General features: G+C 73.3%; 10 protein-coding genes. 7 read left to right on the forward strand and 3 right to left on the reverse strand.

What is annotated here, in order from left to right:
• Nucleotides 1-208 precede the first annotated feature (208 nt).
• The 7 genes from MQV74_RS29720 (at nucleotide 209) to MQV74_RS29750 (ending at nucleotide 8,431) form a co-directional block, all read left to right on the forward strand.
• The gene (locus MQV74_RS29720; RefSeq protein WP_242724457.1) at nucleotides 209-2,986 is read left to right on the forward strand and encodes a DNA translocase FtsK; all 2,778 of its coding nucleotides are present in this window, start codon (nucleotides 209-211) and stop codon (nucleotides 2,984-2,986) included.
• A gap of 292 nt (nucleotides 2,987-3,278) precedes the next feature.
• Nucleotides 3,279-4,175, forward strand: coding sequence for a helix-turn-helix domain-containing protein (locus MQV74_RS29725; RefSeq protein ID WP_242724458.1), 897 nt, complete (start codon nucleotides 3,279-3,281; stop codon nucleotides 4,173-4,175).
• 93 nt (nucleotides 4,176-4,268) lie between these two features.
• Nucleotides 4,269-5,768, forward strand: coding sequence for a 30S ribosomal protein S12 methylthiotransferase RimO (gene rimO / locus MQV74_RS29730; protein WP_242724459.1), 1,500 nt, complete (start codon nucleotides 4,269-4,271; stop codon nucleotides 5,766-5,768).
• Nucleotides 5,765-6,574: a CDP-diacylglycerol--glycerol-3-phosphate 3-phosphatidyltransferase gene (gene pgsA / locus MQV74_RS29735; RefSeq protein WP_242724460.1), complete on the forward strand. Its 810-nt coding sequence runs from the start codon at nucleotides 5,765-5,767 to the stop codon at nucleotides 6,572-6,574. The genes rimO and pgsA overlap by 4 nt, the downstream gene beginning before the upstream one ends.
• Nucleotides 6,575-6,678: 104 nt before the next feature.
• Nucleotides 6,679-7,245: a CinA family protein gene (locus tag MQV74_RS29740; RefSeq protein WP_242729223.1), complete on the forward strand. Its 567-nt coding sequence runs from the start codon at nucleotides 6,679-6,681 to the stop codon at nucleotides 7,243-7,245.
• 109 nt (nucleotides 7,246-7,354) lie between these two features.
• Nucleotides 7,355-7,729, forward strand: coding sequence for a helix-turn-helix domain-containing protein (locus tag MQV74_RS29745; protein ID WP_030688912.1), 375 nt, complete (start codon nucleotides 7,355-7,357; stop codon nucleotides 7,727-7,729).
• A 231-nt stretch (nucleotides 7,730-7,960) separates the two neighbouring features.
• A complete protein-coding gene (locus tag MQV74_RS29750) occupies nucleotides 7,961-8,431 on the forward strand; it encodes a Dps family protein (protein ID WP_242724461.1) in 471 nt (156 codons plus the stop codon).
• 442 nt (nucleotides 8,432-8,873) lie between these two features.
• Here MQV74_RS29750 and MQV74_RS29760 read toward each other — a convergent pair whose 3' ends face one another.
• The 3 genes from MQV74_RS29760 to MQV74_RS29770 all read right to left on the reverse strand — a co-directional run bounded on the left by MQV74_RS29760 (nucleotide 8,874) and on the right by MQV74_RS29770 (nucleotide 15,588).
• Nucleotides 8,874-9,650 (reverse strand): SDR family NAD(P)-dependent oxidoreductase, encoded by a 777-nt coding sequence (locus MQV74_RS29760; protein WP_242724464.1) that lies wholly within the window; start codon nucleotides 9,648-9,650, stop codon nucleotides 8,874-8,876.
• 31 nt (nucleotides 9,651-9,681) lie between these two features.
• Nucleotides 9,682-10,512 (reverse strand): DNA-formamidopyrimidine glycosylase family protein, encoded by an 831-nt coding sequence (locus tag MQV74_RS29765; RefSeq protein ID WP_242724465.1) that lies wholly within the window; start codon nucleotides 10,510-10,512, stop codon nucleotides 9,682-9,684.
• A gap of 396 nt (nucleotides 10,513-10,908) precedes the next feature.
• Complete coding sequence (locus tag MQV74_RS29770) at nucleotides 10,909-15,588, reverse strand: ATP-dependent helicase (protein WP_242724471.1); 4,680 nt, start codon at nucleotides 15,586-15,588, stop codon at nucleotides 10,909-10,911.
• Nucleotides 15,589-15,668 lie beyond the last annotated feature (80 nt).

Here is a 15,668-nt window from a genome sequence, read left to right on the forward strand (position 1 = left end):
GCGCCGGAAGCAATGGTTCCGTACGATGCGTCGGTGGCTCCCGGCATCTGCCGCGAGCCGTCGGTCGGTGGCTCGCGGCATCAGCCGTGAGCCTTCGTCAGCCGTCCTGTGGAGCCTCGTCAGTTCGCCGCCCGCGCCAGGGCGACACAAACGGGTGAAGCAGTAGGCACACGTGTCCACCGTCGCCTCCCCCGGTAATCTCACACCCATGGCCTCACGTCAGCCCGCAGCCAAGAAGACGCCCGCGAAGAAGGCGGCCGCGCCGACCAAGGCTCCGGCGAAGAAGGCCGCCGCCAAGAAGCCGCCCGCGAAGAAGGCCGCGGCGAAGAAGGCGCCCGCCAAGAAGGCCGCGGCGCCCAAGAAGCCCGCCCCGAAGCCGACGCCGGGCCCCACCAACGGCCTCTACCGCCTGGTTCGCGCCATCTGGCTCGGCATCGCGCACGCCGTGGGCGCGATGTTCCGCGGCGTGGGCCGCGGCGCCAAAGGACTGGACCCCGCGCACCGCAAGGACGGCCTCGCGCTGCTTCTCCTCGGTATCGCCCTGATCGTCGCGGCGGGCACCTGGTCCAATCTGCGCGGCCCCGTCGGCGACCTCGTCGAGATACTGGTGACCGGCGCCTTCGGACGGCTCGACCTGCTCGTGCCCCTGCTGGTCGCGGGCATGGCCATGCGCCTCATCCGCCACCCCGAGAAGGTCGACGCCAACGGCCGCATCGTCATCGGCCTGTCCGCGCTGGTCCTCGGCGTGCTCGGGCAGGTGCACATCGCCTGCGGCTCGCCCGCGCGCGGGGACGGCATGCAGGCCATAAGGGACGCGGGCGGCCTCGTCGGCTGGGGCGCCTCGACACCCCTGACCAAGGCCATGGGCGAGGTCCTCGCCGTGCCGATGCTGGTCCTGCTGACGGTCTTCGGCCTGCTCGTCGTCACCGCGACCCCGGTCAACGCCATCCCGCAGCGCCTGCGCGCGCTCGGCGTGCGCCTCGGCGTCATCGAGGAGCCCGCCACGTCCGAGGAGTACACGGAGTACGCCGAGTACACCGAGGACGACGAGCGGTACGACGAGCAGTGGCGCGAGGCGCTGCCCGCGCGCCCCCGCTCCCGGGGCCGCAGGCGGCCCGCTGACGGCCCTCAGGAGCCCTCCCCGGACCAGGCCGAGGAAGAGGCCCTCTCCAAGCGCCGCAGGCCCCGCAGGGCCTCCGTGCAGCCCGCTGCGGACCGCCCCATGGACGCGGTGGACGTGGCCGCCGCCGCGGCCGCCGCGCTCGACGGCGCCGTGATGCACGGCATGCCGCCGTCGCCGCTGGTCGCGGACCTCACGCAGGGCGTCTCCGTGGAGCGCGCCCCGCAGGACCCGTCCGGGCCGGTGCCTCCCGCGCGCGGCGCGGACGTCGTGCCGGGCCGCAGGGCCGCGGCCGAGGAGCCCGCGCGCGCCGGCGTCCCCGACCTGACCAAGGCCGCGCCGGACGAGCCGCGCGACCTGCCCCCGCGCGCGGAGCAGCTCCAGCTCTCCGGGGACATCACGTACGCGCTGCCGTCGCTCGACCTCCTGGAGCGCGGCGGCCCCGGCAAGTCCCGCAGCGCCGCCAACGACGCGGTCGTGGACTCGCTGTCGAACGTCTTCACGGAGTTCAAGGTCGACGCCGTCGTCACGGGCTTCACGCGCGGCCCGACGGTCACGCGCTACGAGATCGAGCTCGGCCCCGCCGTGAAGGTCGAGAAGATCACGGCGCTCGCCAAGAACATCGCGTACGCCGTCGCCTCCCCGGACGTCCGGATCATCTCGCCGATCCCCGGCAAGTCCGCGGTCGGCATCGAGATCCCGAACACCGACCGCGAGATGGTCAACGTCGGCGACGTGCTGCGCCTCGCGGACGCGGCCGAGGACGACCACCCCATGCTCGTCGCGCTCGGCAAGGACGTCGAGGGCGGCTACGTCATGGCCAACATGGCCAAGATGCCGCACATCCTGGTGGCCGGAGCCACCGGTTCCGGCAAGTCGTCCTGCATCAACTGCCTGATCACTTCGATCATGATAAGAGCGACGCCCGAGGACGTCCGGATGGTCCTCGTCGACCCCAAGCGCGTCGAGCTCACCGCGTACGAGGGCATCCCGCACCTGATCACGCCGATCATCACCAACCCCAAGCGGGCCGCCGAGGCGCTCCAGTGGGTCGTGCGCGAGATGGACCTGCGTTACGACGACCTCGCGGCGTTCGGCTACCGCCACATCGACGACTTCAACAAGGCCGTGCGCGACGGCAAGCTCAAGACGCCCGAGGGCAGCGAGCGCGAGCTCAAGCCGTACCCGTACCTCCTGGTGATCGTCGACGAGCTCGCCGACCTGATGATGGTCGCGCCGCGGGACGTCGAGGACTCGATCGTGCGCATCACCCAGCTCGCGCGCGCGGCCGGCATCCACCTGGTGCTCGCCACCCAGCGGCCGTCCGTGGACGTCGTGACCGGTCTGATCAAGGCGAACGTGCCCTCCCGGCTCGCCTTCGCCACCTCCTCGCTCGCCGACAGCCGCGTCATCCTCGACCAGCCCGGCGCGGAGAAGCTCATCGGCAAGGGCGACGGCCTCTTCCTGCCGATGGGGGCGAACAAGCCGGTCCGTATGCAGGGCGCCTTCGTGACCGAGGACGAGATCGCGGCGGTCGTACAGCACTGCAAGGACCAGATGGCGCCGGTCTTCCGCGACGACGTCACGGTGGGCACCAAGCAGAAGAAGGAGATCGACGAGGACATCGGCGACGACCTCGACCTGCTGTGCCAGGCGGCGGAGCTGGTCGTCTCCACCCAGTTCGGGTCCACGTCGATGCTCCAGCGCAAACTGCGCGTCGGCTTCGCCAAGGCCGGCCGCCTCATGGACCTCATGGAGTCGCGCAACATCGTGGGTCCGAGCGAGGGGTCAAAGGCTCGTGATGTTCTCGTGAAACCTGATGAGCTGGATGGAGTGCTCGCCGTACTCCGCGGGGAGGCTTCTTAGAGGTCCGGAAACACCGCACAAGCACAGGGTCTGACCTCGTACGACGGCCGGGAGCGCCGCGTGCGGGGACCGTCTGGCCCGTACGGGGGCCGAGCTCACCCGTACGGGAACGCAGGCAACCGTTTCCCCTCGGCGTACGTCAAGTTGAGGGAAGCGCAAGACCGTGTCCCCCCGTCAGGATGTCCGGCCATTCTGATGGCGTACAAAGTCCGTCCGCCCGGTTGCCCCACCCTTTCTCAGCCCCCCTAGACTGAATGTCCGGCAGGTGGCTACACGCTCGAAAGGCGCACCCGTGTCCATCGGCAACTCCCCCGAAGACGACCGCCCTTCAGACGACCGCCCCGCAGACGACCGCGCTGTCGCGGACGGGCCCGCGGAAGGCCCTGCCCAGGAGCGTCCCGCGGAGGACCGTCCCCCGATCGGCCGCGTGCTCCGGCAGGCGCGCATCGACGCGGGCCTGACCGTCGACGAGGTCAGTACGACCACCCGGGTGCGCATCCCGATCGTGCACGCGATCGAACAGGACGACTTCTCCCGCTGCGGCGGCGACGTCTACGCGCGCGGGCACATCCGTACGCTCGCCCGCGCCGTCCGCATCGACCCCGCCCCGCTGCTCGCACAGTACGACGAGGGGCGCGGCGGGCGGCCCCCGGCGCCGACCTCGGCCGCGCCGCTGTTCGAGGCCGAGCGGATCCGCTCCGAGCCGCGCCGGCCGAACTGGACGGCAGCCATGGTCGCCGCGATCGTCGCCGTGATCGGCTTCGTCGCGTACACCGCGTTCAGCGGCGGGGACGACGAGGGCTCGTCACAGCAGGTTGCCGAGGGCTCCACGCCCACCAGCGGCAAGCCCGCCGAGAAGCCGAGCCCCTCCAAGCCCGCCGACCCCAAGCCGGACCCGTCGGACAGCGCCATCGCCGGTGTGCCCCGGGACAAGGTGACCGTCAAGGTCGACGCCTCCGACGGGCGCAGCTGGATCTCGGCCAAGGACCACAACGGCCGGCTGCTCTACGACGGCCTGCTCAAGCAGGGCGAGTCCAAGACCTTCCAGGACAAGCAGAGGATCCACCTCGTGCTCGGCGACGCCGGTGCGATCAGCCTCTTCGTGAACGGCAAGCAGGTCGAGAACGAGTTCGAGCCGGGCCAGGTGGAGCGCCTCACCTACACGAAGGGCGACCCGGAGGTCGGCTGACCAGCGGCGTCCGAGGACCCCTCCCCGCGCCCGTCGCGAGCCCAGGAACCCTGGCGGCGGGCGCCGACGCATGGACGAAGTAGTCTTGAGACCATGCCCGAACGCCGCACTGTCGCCCTTGTCACGCTCGGCTGCGCCCGTAACGAGGTGGACTCGGAGGAGCTCGCAGGCCGCTTGGAGGCGGACGGCTGGGCCCTCGTGGAGGACGCCGAGGAAGCGGATGTCGCCGTCGTCAACACCTGTGGCTTCGTCGAAGCCGCCAAGAAGGACTCCGTCGACGCCCTGCTCGAAGCCAATGACCTGAAGGGTCACGGCCGCACCCAGGCCGTCGTGGCCGTCGGCTGCATGGCCGAGCGCTACGGCAAGGAACTGGCCGACGCGCTGCCCGAAGCCGACGGCGTCCTCGGCTTCGACGACTACGCCGACATCTCCAACCGCCTCCAGGTCATCCTCGGCGGCGGCAGTGTCGAGGCGCACACCCCGCGTGACCGCCGCAAGCTCCTGCCGATCAGCCCGGCCGAGCGCCAGGAGGCCGGCACGGAGGTCGCCCTGCCCGGGCACGCCCCGGTCGACCTGCCGGACGGCGTCGCGCCCGCGTCCGGGCCGCGCGCGCCGCTGCGCCGCCGCCTCGGCGCGAGCCCCGTGGCCTCCGTGAAGCTGGCCTCCGGCTGCGACCGCAGATGCTCGTTCTGCGCCATCCCGTCCTTCCGCGGCTCGTTCATCTCGCGCCGCCCCTCGGACGTGCTCGGCGAGACGCGCTGGCTCGCCGAGCAGGGCGTGAAGGAGATCATGCTGGTCTCCGAGAACAACACCTCGTACGGCAAGGACCTCGGCGACATCCGCCTCCTGGAGACGCTGCTGCCCGAGCTCGCGGCCGTCGACGGCATCGAGCGGGTGCGGGTGAGCTACCTCCAGCCCGCCGAGATGCGCCCCGGCCTGATCGACGTCCTGACGTCGACGGAGAAGGTCGTGCCGTACTTCGACCTGTCCTTCCAGCACTCCGCGCCCGGCGTCCTGCGGGCCATGCGGCGCTTCGGTGACACCGACCGCTTCCTGGAGCTGCTCGACACGATCCGGAGCAAGGCGCCGCAGGCCGGTGTGCGCTCCAACTTCATCGTGGGCTTCCCCGGCGAGACCGAGGCCGACGTGGCGGAGCTTGAGCGCTTCCTCACCGGCGCCCGCCTGGACGCCATCGGCGTCTTCGGCTACTCCGACGAGGAGGGCACCGAGGCGGCGACCTACGAGCACAAGCTCGACCAGGACGTCGTCGACGAGCGGCTCGCGCGCGTGGCGCGGCTCGCCGAGGAGCTGACGTCCCAGCGCGCGGAGGAGCGCGTCGGCGAGCGCGTCGAGGTCCTTATCGAGGCCGTCGACGACGAGGAGGGCGCCATCGGCCGGGCCGCGCACCAGGCGCCCGAGACCGACGGACAGATCCGTTTCGTGGATTCCGCCCCTGGGGACGGCCTGGAGATCGGCCGTATGGTCGTGGCAAAGGTCGTCGGCACGGAGGGCGTGGATCTGTTGGCTGAGCAGTGCGAGGTCCTGGAGGCTTCCGACCGACCCCATGGAGCCGGTGAAGGGACGGGCAGATGACCCAGGTCCCGGCATCCGCGGCGGGCGGCTCCGGCGCGCCCGGCGCGAAGCCGGTGCGCGGCGGGAAGCTCGGCGCCGCCGCGATGGACCAGGCCAGTCTGTGGAACGTCGCGAACCTGCTGACCATGATCCGGCTGCTGCTCGTGCCCGGATTCGTGATGCTGCTGCTCGCCAACGGCGGGTACGACCCGGCGTGGCGCTCCTTCGCCTGGGCCGCCTTCGCCATCGCCATGATCACGGACCTGTTCGACGGGCATCTGGCGCGTACGTACAACCTGGTCACGGACTTCGGCAAGATCGCCGACCCCATCGCGGACAAGGCGATCATGGGCGCCGCCCTGATCTGTCTGTCCTGGCTCGGGGACCTGCCGTGGTGGGTGACCCTCGTGATCCTCGGGCGCGAGCTCGGGATCACGCTGCTGCGGTTCTGGGTGATCCGCTACGGCGTCATTCCGGCCAGCCGTGGCGGCAAGATGAAGACGCTCGCCCAGGGCACGGCCGTCGGGATGTACGTCCTGGCGCTGACCGGGCCGCTGGCCACGCTGCGGTTCTGGGTGATGGCGGTCGCCGTCGTGCTGACCGTGGTGACCGGGCTCGACTATGTGAAACAGGCCGTGGTGCTGCGGCGGCGGGGCATGGCCGAGGCTGCCGGGACGTCCGAGGCTGTTGTGGCACCTGAGGCTGCTGTAGCGCCTGAGGCGTACGAGGTCTCCGAGGTCGCTGCGGCTTCCCAGGGCTCTGGTGGCTCCGACGTCTCCGATGCCGCCGGGACCTCCGAGGCAGGGGAGCCGGGGGCGGCCAAGTGAGGTCCTCGGGGTCTTCCGGCATGGCGGCGGCTGGGGCGGCTGCCGAGCCGGGAGACGCCGCCGCGGAGGCGTCCGCCGAGGCCGCCGCAGGGGCCGCGGCCGAGGTGCTGCGGCTGCTCGGCGAGCGGGGTGAGACCCTGGGGGTCGCCGAGTCGCTGACCGGAGGCCTCGTGGCCGCCGAGGTGACGGCCGTACCGGGAGCCTCGCGGGTCTTCCGGGGGTCCGTGACCGCGTACGCGACGGAGCTCAAGCGGGAGCTCCTCGGGGTCGACGGCGCCCTGCTCGCCGCCCGCGGGGCCGTGGACGCCGAGGTCGCCCTGCAGATGGCGGCCGGGGTGCGGCGGCTCCTCGGGGCGGACTGGGGGATCGCGACCACCGGCGTCGCCGGGCCCGAACCACAGGACGGACAGCCGGTGGGGACGGTGTACGTGGCGGTTTCCGCAGGTGCGGGAGGCGCAATCGGTTCTGCCGAGGTCGCTCCGGGCGTTGCGGATGCTGGTTCCCCGCTTCGCTCTGAGGGGAAAGTAGCGACTCTGCGGTTGAACGGAAACCGTACGGAAATCCGTATGGAGAGCGTCCGCGGCGTGCTATGCCTGCTCCTAGAGCAGCTCTCCGGCGAACGCGCCGGGAACGAGCGCGCACAGGATACGGAACAGAACGGGGGGACTTGATGTTTGCAGCCCTGAGTGAACACGACATCGCTCCCCGCACGGCCGCCGCGCAAGGCGGTACGGTGGGGCGTGAAGGATGCGGCTACGCGGTCCGAGGAGGGAGCCACCGATGATTCTGCTCCGTCGCCTGCTGGGTGACGTGCTGCGTCGGCAGCGCCAGCGCCAGGGCCGTACTCTGCGCGAAGTCTCCTCGTCCGCCCGAGTCTCACTCGGCTATCTCTCCGAGGTGGAGCGGGGGCAGAAGGAGGCTTCCTCCGAGCTGCTTTCCGCGATCTGCGACGCGCTTGACGTACGGATGTCCGAGCTCATGCGAGAAGTGAGCGACGAGCTCTCGCTCGCCGAGCTGGCCGAGTCGGCAGCGGCCACGGAACCGGTGCGGGCACCGGTCCGCCCGATGCTCAATTCCGTCTCGGTGACCGGCGTGCCACCGGAACGGGTCACGATCAAGGCACCCGCGGAGGCGGTCGACGTCGTCGCCGCGTGACCTCCGGGTGACCATACGTGGTGAAGGCCCTGGCCGGGTGTTCCGGCCGGGGCCTTCGCTGTCCCTGCGACGGTACGCGGCGCCCTGCGCGCCGCCGCCCGTGGAGCGGCCTGCTTTCCGAAGTGGCCGTAGTAGAGCCGGTGCGCGATGGTTGATGGGTGTTCGGCCCCGGGCGCGGGTATCCGCGTGGTCGAACACGCCTGGATGACCCCGTGTAGCCGGAGGTGACCGATGTACGTCGTCAAGAGTCCGCTGCCCGACGCTGATCTGAAGACGGTGTCCGAGGCCCTGCAGGGCGCGCTCGTCGACCTCGTCGACCTGTCCCTGATCGCCAAGCAGATCCACTGGAACGTGGTCGGGCCGCGCTTCCGCTCCATCCACCTCCAGCTCGACGAGGTCGTCGACACCGCACGGCTGCACTCCGACACGGTCGCGGAGCGGGCCTCGACGCTCGGCGTCCCGCCCGACGGCCGCGCCGCCACCGTGGCGGGCAGCAGCGGCATCGGCGCCGTCCCCGAAGGCTGGGTCAAGGACACGGACGCGGTGGGCACGCTCGTGGCGGCCCTCGGCGCGGTGATCACGCGGATGCGCGAGCGGGTGAACGCCACCGGCGACGCCGATCCGGTGAGCCAGGACATCTTCATCGGCATCACGGCCGACCTGGAGAAGCACCACTGGATGTTCCAGGCCGAGAACGGATAGCGGCTCCGCACCGGCGGGGCGCCCGCCGCGGTGGGCGGGCCGGTCGACGGCGCTCGCGCACCTTCGGTGCGCCCGGTGCGCCCTGCCGCCGGGGGACGGGCCGGGTCTAGCGTCGTCTGGCGGGAGGTGACAGCCGTGGCGGGGCGCGTCCTGCGGTGGACTTCGGCTCTCGGTCTCGCCGCCCTGTGGTGGTGGGCGGTGCTGCGGCTCGCGGTGACGCCCGACGCGGGGGCACTGGAGGGCACGATCGCCGCTGGGGGCTGGGGGCTGAGCCTGCTGCCCGTGCACTGCGTGCCCAAGGAGCGGGCGCTGGGCGTGGCGGGCCCTCGCCGGCGCGGTACCGGGGTGCGGGGGCGCGCGGCCGCGGGGACGGAGCGGGCCCGGGTGCGGGGGCGTCCGGCTCCCCGGGCGTGGGGGCGTGGCCGGTCGGTGCGCGGCTCCGCTACCAAGGCATCGCCACGCCGCCGTTGGGGCGGAGGATCTGGCCGGTCGTGAACGCCGCTGCGTCCGAGGCCAGGTACAGCACGGCATGGGCGACGTCCTCCGGCTCGCCGACGCGGCCGAGCGGCGACCTCCGGGCCATGAGGTCCTCGGTGTGGGCCCGCGCCGCGGCGTCGTGGCGGTCGGTCATCGGCGTACGGATCCAGCCCGGCGCCACGGCGTTGACGCGGATGCCGTGCGGTCCGACCTCGGTGGCCAGCGTCTTCGTCAGCTGCACCACCGCGGCCTTCGAAGCGCCGTAGCAGAGCAGTCCGGGCCCGCCCGTGTCCACGGCGCCCGACGCCATCGTGACGATGCTGCCGCCCGCCCCCGCTTCGATCATCACGCGGGCCGCCGCCCGGCAGGCGTACAGGACTCCCTTGAAGTTCACGCCCAGGACCCGGTCGAGGTCCTCCTCGCGGGTCTCCAGGACCGTGCTGCTGTGCATGATCCCGGCGATGGCGGCCAGGACGTCGACGCGGCCCGTCGCGGTGGCCGCGTCCGCCACGGCCCGCTCCACCTGCGCCCGGTCGGTGACGTCCAGGAGGTGCGGATGGGCGGTGCCGCCGGTCTCCTTGATGAGGCCGGCCGTCTCGTGCAGGCCCGGTGCGTCCCGGTCGGCGCAGTGCACCGCGGCTCCCGCCCGCGCGAGCAGGACGGCACTGGCGCGGCCGATGCCGCTCGCCGCGCCGGTGACGAACGCGGTGCGGCCGGTGAGGTCGTACGCCTTGAGGGGCATGACGGGACCGTAGGAGAGAGCTGACGGGCCGTCAATTAGTTGGGGCGGGGCGGTTACCGGTCGGGGGCGTCGGCCCTCGCTGACAGGTCGGGCACCAGTACGTCGGGCGCTGGCGGGAGCCGTCGCCCTGGTCCGCCGTCCGTACGGGGGTGCCGCAGCGCAGACAGGGGCGCGGCGCCCGGCCGTACACGTACAGCCGTCGGCCGGGGCGGGGGACGCCCGTGGTCGTGCGGTCGGGGCGGTCGCGGTTGGCTTCCAGGAGCTTCTTGGCGAGGGCGGGCAGCCGGTTCGCCGTATCGGCGGGGAGTTCGCCGATCGGCAGCCAGGGGGTGACGCCGAGCAGGAAGCACAGCTCGCTCTTGTAGATGTTGCCGATGCCCGCGAGGTTGCGCTGGTCGAGCAGGGCCTCGCCGAGGGCGCGCTCGGGGGCCGTGAGGAGGTTGCGCAGGGCCTGGTCGGGGTCCCAGTCGGGGCCGAGGAGGTCGGGGCCCAGGTGGCCGACGGCGCGCTGTTCGTCGGCGGTGCGGAGCAGTTCGAGGACGGGCAGGCGGTACCCCACGGCCGTGTGGTCGGCGGTGGCGAGGATGGCCCGGATCTGGTGGGCGGGCCCGCCGCGCCAGCGTTCGTCGGGGGCGTAGATCTTCCAGGAGCCGTCCATGCGCAGGTGCGAGTGGAGGGTGAGGCCGCCCTCCACGCGGGTGAGCAGGTGCTTGCCGCGAGGGGTGACGTCCAGGACGGCGCGGCCGGTCAGGTCGGCCGTGGCCAGCTTGGGGACGCGGAGGTCGGAGCGCGTCAGGGTGCGACCGGCGAGGGCCCGGTGGAGGCGGCGGGCCGTCTGGTGGACTGTGTCTCCTTCGGGCATGGGAACAGGGTGTCACTTTGTGGTGGGGCGGGGGTTGGCCTGGGTTGGGGGCCAGCCCGGTGCTGGGGGCTGAGGGCGGGTGTTGGGTGTCGGGGTGGGCACTGGTGTGGTGATGAGCATTGCGGGTGGGCAGGTCTCGACGCTGAGGTTCTGGCGCTGTGCCGGTGCTGGGGAGGTTGCCCGGCGCCGGACGGCCCCCTGGTGCTGGGCTGGAGGTTGCCACGGGTCTGGACCGGTCGGGCCGCTGCGGCCGGGCTGGGGCGCCCCGGTGCCCGGCTGGGAGGTCGCCACGGGCCGGATCGGACGACCGCTGCGGGCCCCCGGGGGTCGTCCCGGGCCCGGGCTGCAAGGCTGCCCCAGCTCCCGGCCGGGCGGCCGTCCCGGGGCCGGGCGGGGTCAGGCGCGCACGCGGAGGCCTCTCGGGGTGGCGTGGAAGCCGGTGTGCTCCAGGAGGGGGGCCAAGGGGGAGGTCAGAGCGGGGGCGCCGTTGATGCGCTCCACGGTGACCGTGCCCAGCGCGCCCGCCTTGGCGGCCGAGGCCAGCGCGGTCGCGGCCGCGAGGAGCCTGGGGTCCTGGTCGGCCTCGGACGACGCCCAGGCCAGGACCGTCTTGCCGCCGCGCTCCACGTACAGCGCCAGCTCGCCGTCGACCAGGACGACCAGGGAGCCCGCCTTGCGGCCCGGCTTGTGACCGGCTTCGGCCGGGGGGTCGGGCCAGGGCAGGGCGGCCCCGTACGCGTTCGCCGGGTCGGCGGCCGCCAGGACGACCGCCTGGGGGTCGGTGCTGTGCCCGGTGCTGTGCCCGGTGGCCGAGCGCTCCCGCGCGCTGGCCGTGGCGCGCAGCCGGTCCACGGCGCCGTCCATGGCGAACTGGGCCGCGCCGAGCCCCTCCACCACGTACCCGCGACGGGCCTGGCCGTTGTCCTCGAAGGCCGACAGGATCCGGTACGTCGCCGAGAAGCCGCCCTCGACGCCCTCGGCGGCGACCGCGCCCCGGGTCACCACGCCGTGCCGGTCGAGCAGCGTGCGGGCCAGCGCGTGGGCGCGCAGGGTCGGGTCGGGCTCACGGGCGGGCAGCAGCGACCAGCGGCCCGCGACGGTCGGCGGGCCGGTGCGGGAGACGGGGCGGGCGGCGGCGGTCAGGCTGCCGTAGCGCCCGCGCGGGACGGCGCGCTTCGCACGGTGGGCCGTGGACCCCGCCGTGCGGCCCGAACCGAGGAGGGAGCGCATGGGGGCGAGCGTGTCGTTCGTGAGCCGGCCCGACCAGGCCAGGTCCCACAGCGCGTCGGCCAGCTGGGGGTCGGTGGCGTCCGGGTGCGTGGTGGCGCGGACCTGGTCGGCGATCTGCCGGAAGAACAGGCCGTACCCTCCGGAGAGCGCGTCCAGGACGGATTGATGGACCGCGGTGAGCTCCAGGGGGTGCGCGGGCGGCAGCAGCAGGGGCGCGGCGTCGGCCAGATAGAGCGAGACCCAGCCGTCCTTGCCCGGCAGGGACCCGGCTCCGGCCCACAGCACCTCTCCGGCGGCGGTGAGCTCGTCGAGCATCGCCGGGGCGTATCCCGCCATGCGGGAGGGCAGCACGAGCTTCTCCAGGGCCGAAGCGGGCACGGACGCGCCCTGGAGCTGCTCGATCGCGCGTACGAGGCCGTCGACGCCCCGCAGGCCGTGGCCGCTCAGGTGCTGCCACTGCGGCAGGAACTGGGCGAGCGCGGCCGGGGGCACCGGTTCCAGCTCCTGGCGGAGCGCGGCGAGGGAGCGGCGGCGCAGACGGCGCAGCACGGCCGCGTCGCACCACTCCTGGCCGATGCCCGCCGGGTGGAACTCGCCCTGGACGACGCGGCCGTTCGCCGCGAGGCGGTGCAGCGCGCCCTCCGTGACGGCGGCGCCGAGGCCGAAGCGGGCGGCGGCCCCGGCGGAGGTGAACGGGCCGTGGGTGCGGGCATAGCGCCCGAGGAGGTCGCCGAGGGGGTCTTTCACGGGCTCCGTGAAGGCCTCGGGGACACCGACCGGCAAGGCCGTCCCCAGGGCGTCGCGCAGGCGGCCCGCGTCCTCGATGGCAGCCCAGTGGTCGGCCCCGGCGATCCGGACGCGGATGGCGCGGCGGGCCGCCGCGAGGTCCTCGGCCCAGGCGGGCTCCGCGCCCCGCTCGGCCAGTTCGGCGTCCGTGAGCGGGCCGAGCAGGCGCAACAGGTCGGCGACGCCCTCGGCGTCCTTGACGCGGCGGTCCTCCGTGCGCCACTGGAGCTCGCGCTCCAGCTCGGTGAGGACGTCCGCGTCGAGCAGTTCGCGCAGCTCGGCCTGGCCCAGGAGCTCGGCGAGGAGACGGGAGTCGAGGGACAGGGCGGCCGCGCGGCGCTCGGCGAGGGGTGAGTCGCCCTCGTACAGGAACTGGGCTACGTATCCGAACAGCAGGGAGCGGGCGAACGGGGACGGCTCCGGGGTGGTGACCTCCACGAGCCGGACGCGGCGGGACTCGATGTCGCCCATCAGCTCCGTGAGGCCCGGAACGTCGAAGACGTCCTGGAGGCACTCCCTGACGGCCTCCAGGATGATCGGGAAGGAGCCGAACTCGCTGGTGACCTCCAAGAGCTGGGCGGCACGCTGCCGCTGCTGCCACAGCGGGGTGCGCTTGCCGGGATTGCGGCGCGGCAGCAGCAGCGCGCGGGCGGCGCACTCGCGAAAGCGCGCCGCGAACAGTGCCGAGCCGCCCACCTGATCGGTGACGACCTGGCTGACCTCGCCCTTGTCGAAGGTGACGTCCGCCGCGCCGACAGGGGCCTGCTCGGGGTCGAACGCCGAGTCCACGGTGACGTCCACCGGCTCCTGGTCGAGCAGGTCGAGGCCCATCAGGTCGGCGTCCGGCAGGCGCAGCACGATGCCGTCGTCGGCGTGCATCACCTGGGCGTCCATGCCGTACCGCTCGGTGAGGCGGGCGCCGAGCGCGAGGGCCCAGGGCGCGTGCACCTGCGCGCCGAACGGCGAGTGCACGACGACCCGCCAGTCGCCCAGCTCGTCGCGGAACCGCTCGACCACGATCGTGCGGTCGTCCGGGATGTGCCCGCAGGCCTCGCGCTGTTCGGCGAGGTACGCCAGTACGTTGTCCGCTGCCCAGGTGTCGAGGCCCGCCGCCCGGAGGCGCTCGCGCGCGTCGTCCTGCGGCAGCGAGCCGATCTCGCGCAGGAACGCCCCCAGGGCGCGCCCCAGTTCGAGCGGGCGGCCCAGCTGGTCGCCCTTCCAGAACGGCAGTCGGCCGGGGACGCCGGGTGCGGGGGACACGAGGACGCGGTCGCGCGTGATGTCCTCGATGCGCCAGGAGCTGGTGCCCAGCGTGAAGACGTCGCCCACGCGCGATTCGTAGACCATCTCCTCGTCGAGCTCACCGACGCGGCCGCCGCCCTTCTTCGGGTCGGCGCCTGCGAGGAAGACCCCGAAGAGGCCCCGGTCGGGAATCGTGCCCCCGGAGGTCACCGCGAGGCGCTGTGCCCCGGGGCGGCCGGTGACCGTGCCCGCGACCCGGTCCCACACCACGCGCGGGCGCAGCTCCGCGAACGCGTCGGAGGGATACCGCCCGGCGAGCATGTCCAGGACCGAGATGAACGCCGACTCGGGCAGCGCACTGAACGGTGCGGCACGGCGGACCAGGGCCAGGAGGTCGTCCGCCTGCCAGGCGTCCAGGGCCACCATCGCGACGAGCTGCTGGGCCAGGACGTCCAGTGGGTTCGCCGGGACGCGCAGGGACTCGATGGCGCCTTGGCGCATCCGCTCCGTGACGACGGCGGCCTGGACCAGGTCGCCCCGGTACTTCGGGAAGACGACTCCGGTGGAGACCGCGCCCACCTGGTGCCCCGCGCGGCCCACGCGCTGGAGCCCGGAGGCCACGGACGGCGGCGACTCGACCTGCACCACCAGGTCGACGGCGCCCATGTCGATGCCCAGCTCCAGGCTGGAGGTGGCGACCACGGCGGGGAGGCGGCCCGCCTTCAGGTCCTCCTCGACCTGGGCGCGCTGCTCCTTGGAGACCGAGCCGTGGTGGGCGCGGGCGAGGACGGGGGGCGCGCCCTTGGCGGCGCCCGACTCCGCCATCAGCTCGGCCGGGGAGTGGTCCTCGGGGAGGGGCTCGCCCGTGGCCCGCTCGTACGCGATCTCGTTGAGGCGGTTGCACAGGCGCTCGGCCAGGCGGCGGGAGTTGGCGAAGACGATCGTCGAGCGGTGGGCCTGGACGAGGTCGGTGATGCGCTCCTCGACGTGCGGCCAGATGGACGGGCGCTCCGCTCCCTGGTCGGAGTCGGCCGCCGGGGAGCCGCCCAGCTCGCCCAGGTCCTCGACCGGGACGACGACCGACAGGTCGAACTCCTTGCCCGATGCGGGCTGGACGACCTCCACCCTGCGCTGCGGCGAGAGATAGCGCGCCACCTCGTCCACCGGGCGGACCGTGGCGGACAGGCCGATCCGGCGGGCGGGGCGCTTCAGGAGCGCGTCGAGCCGCTCCAGGGTCAGGGCGAGATGCGCGCCGCGCTTGGTGCCCGCGACCGCATGCACCTCGTCCAGGATCACCGTCTCGATGCCCGTCAGCGCGTCCCGCGTGGCGGACGTGAGCATCAGGAACAGCGACTCCGGTGTCGTGATCAGGATGTCCGGCGGCCGGGTGGCCAGGGCGCGGCGCTCGGCCGCCGGAGTGTCACCGGAGCGGATGCCCACCCGCACCTCGGGCTCGGGCAGGCTCAGGCGCACGGACTCCTGCCGGATGCCGGTGAGCGGGCTGCGCAGATTGCGCTCCACGTCGACCGCGAGGGCCTTGAGCGGCGACACGTACAGCACCCGGCAGCGCTTCTTGGGGTCCGCCGGGGGCGGGGACGAGGCCAGCTGGTCCAGCGCGGCGAGGAACGCGGCCAGGGTCTTGCCGGAGCCGGTCGGGGCGACCACGAGCACGTCCGAGCCCTCCGCGATCGCCCGCCAGGCTCCCGCCTGGGCGGACGTGGGCGCGGAGAAGGCCCCCGTGAACCAGCCGCGGGTCGCGGGGGAGAATCCGTCGAGGGCGCCGGGGGCGCCGGGGGCGCTGCGCGCGGACCGAGCCATGGACCCATCGTGCACCCCGCCACTGACAATGGCCCTGACCTGCGTGAACGACATGCCCTGAGCGGCGCGGGCGGCGCTTC

Origin of the sequence: Streptomyces sp. AN091965, assembly GCF_022698285.1 — a bacterium.
Classification (GTDB): domain Bacteria; phylum Actinomycetota; class Actinomycetes; order Streptomycetales; family Streptomycetaceae; genus Streptomyces.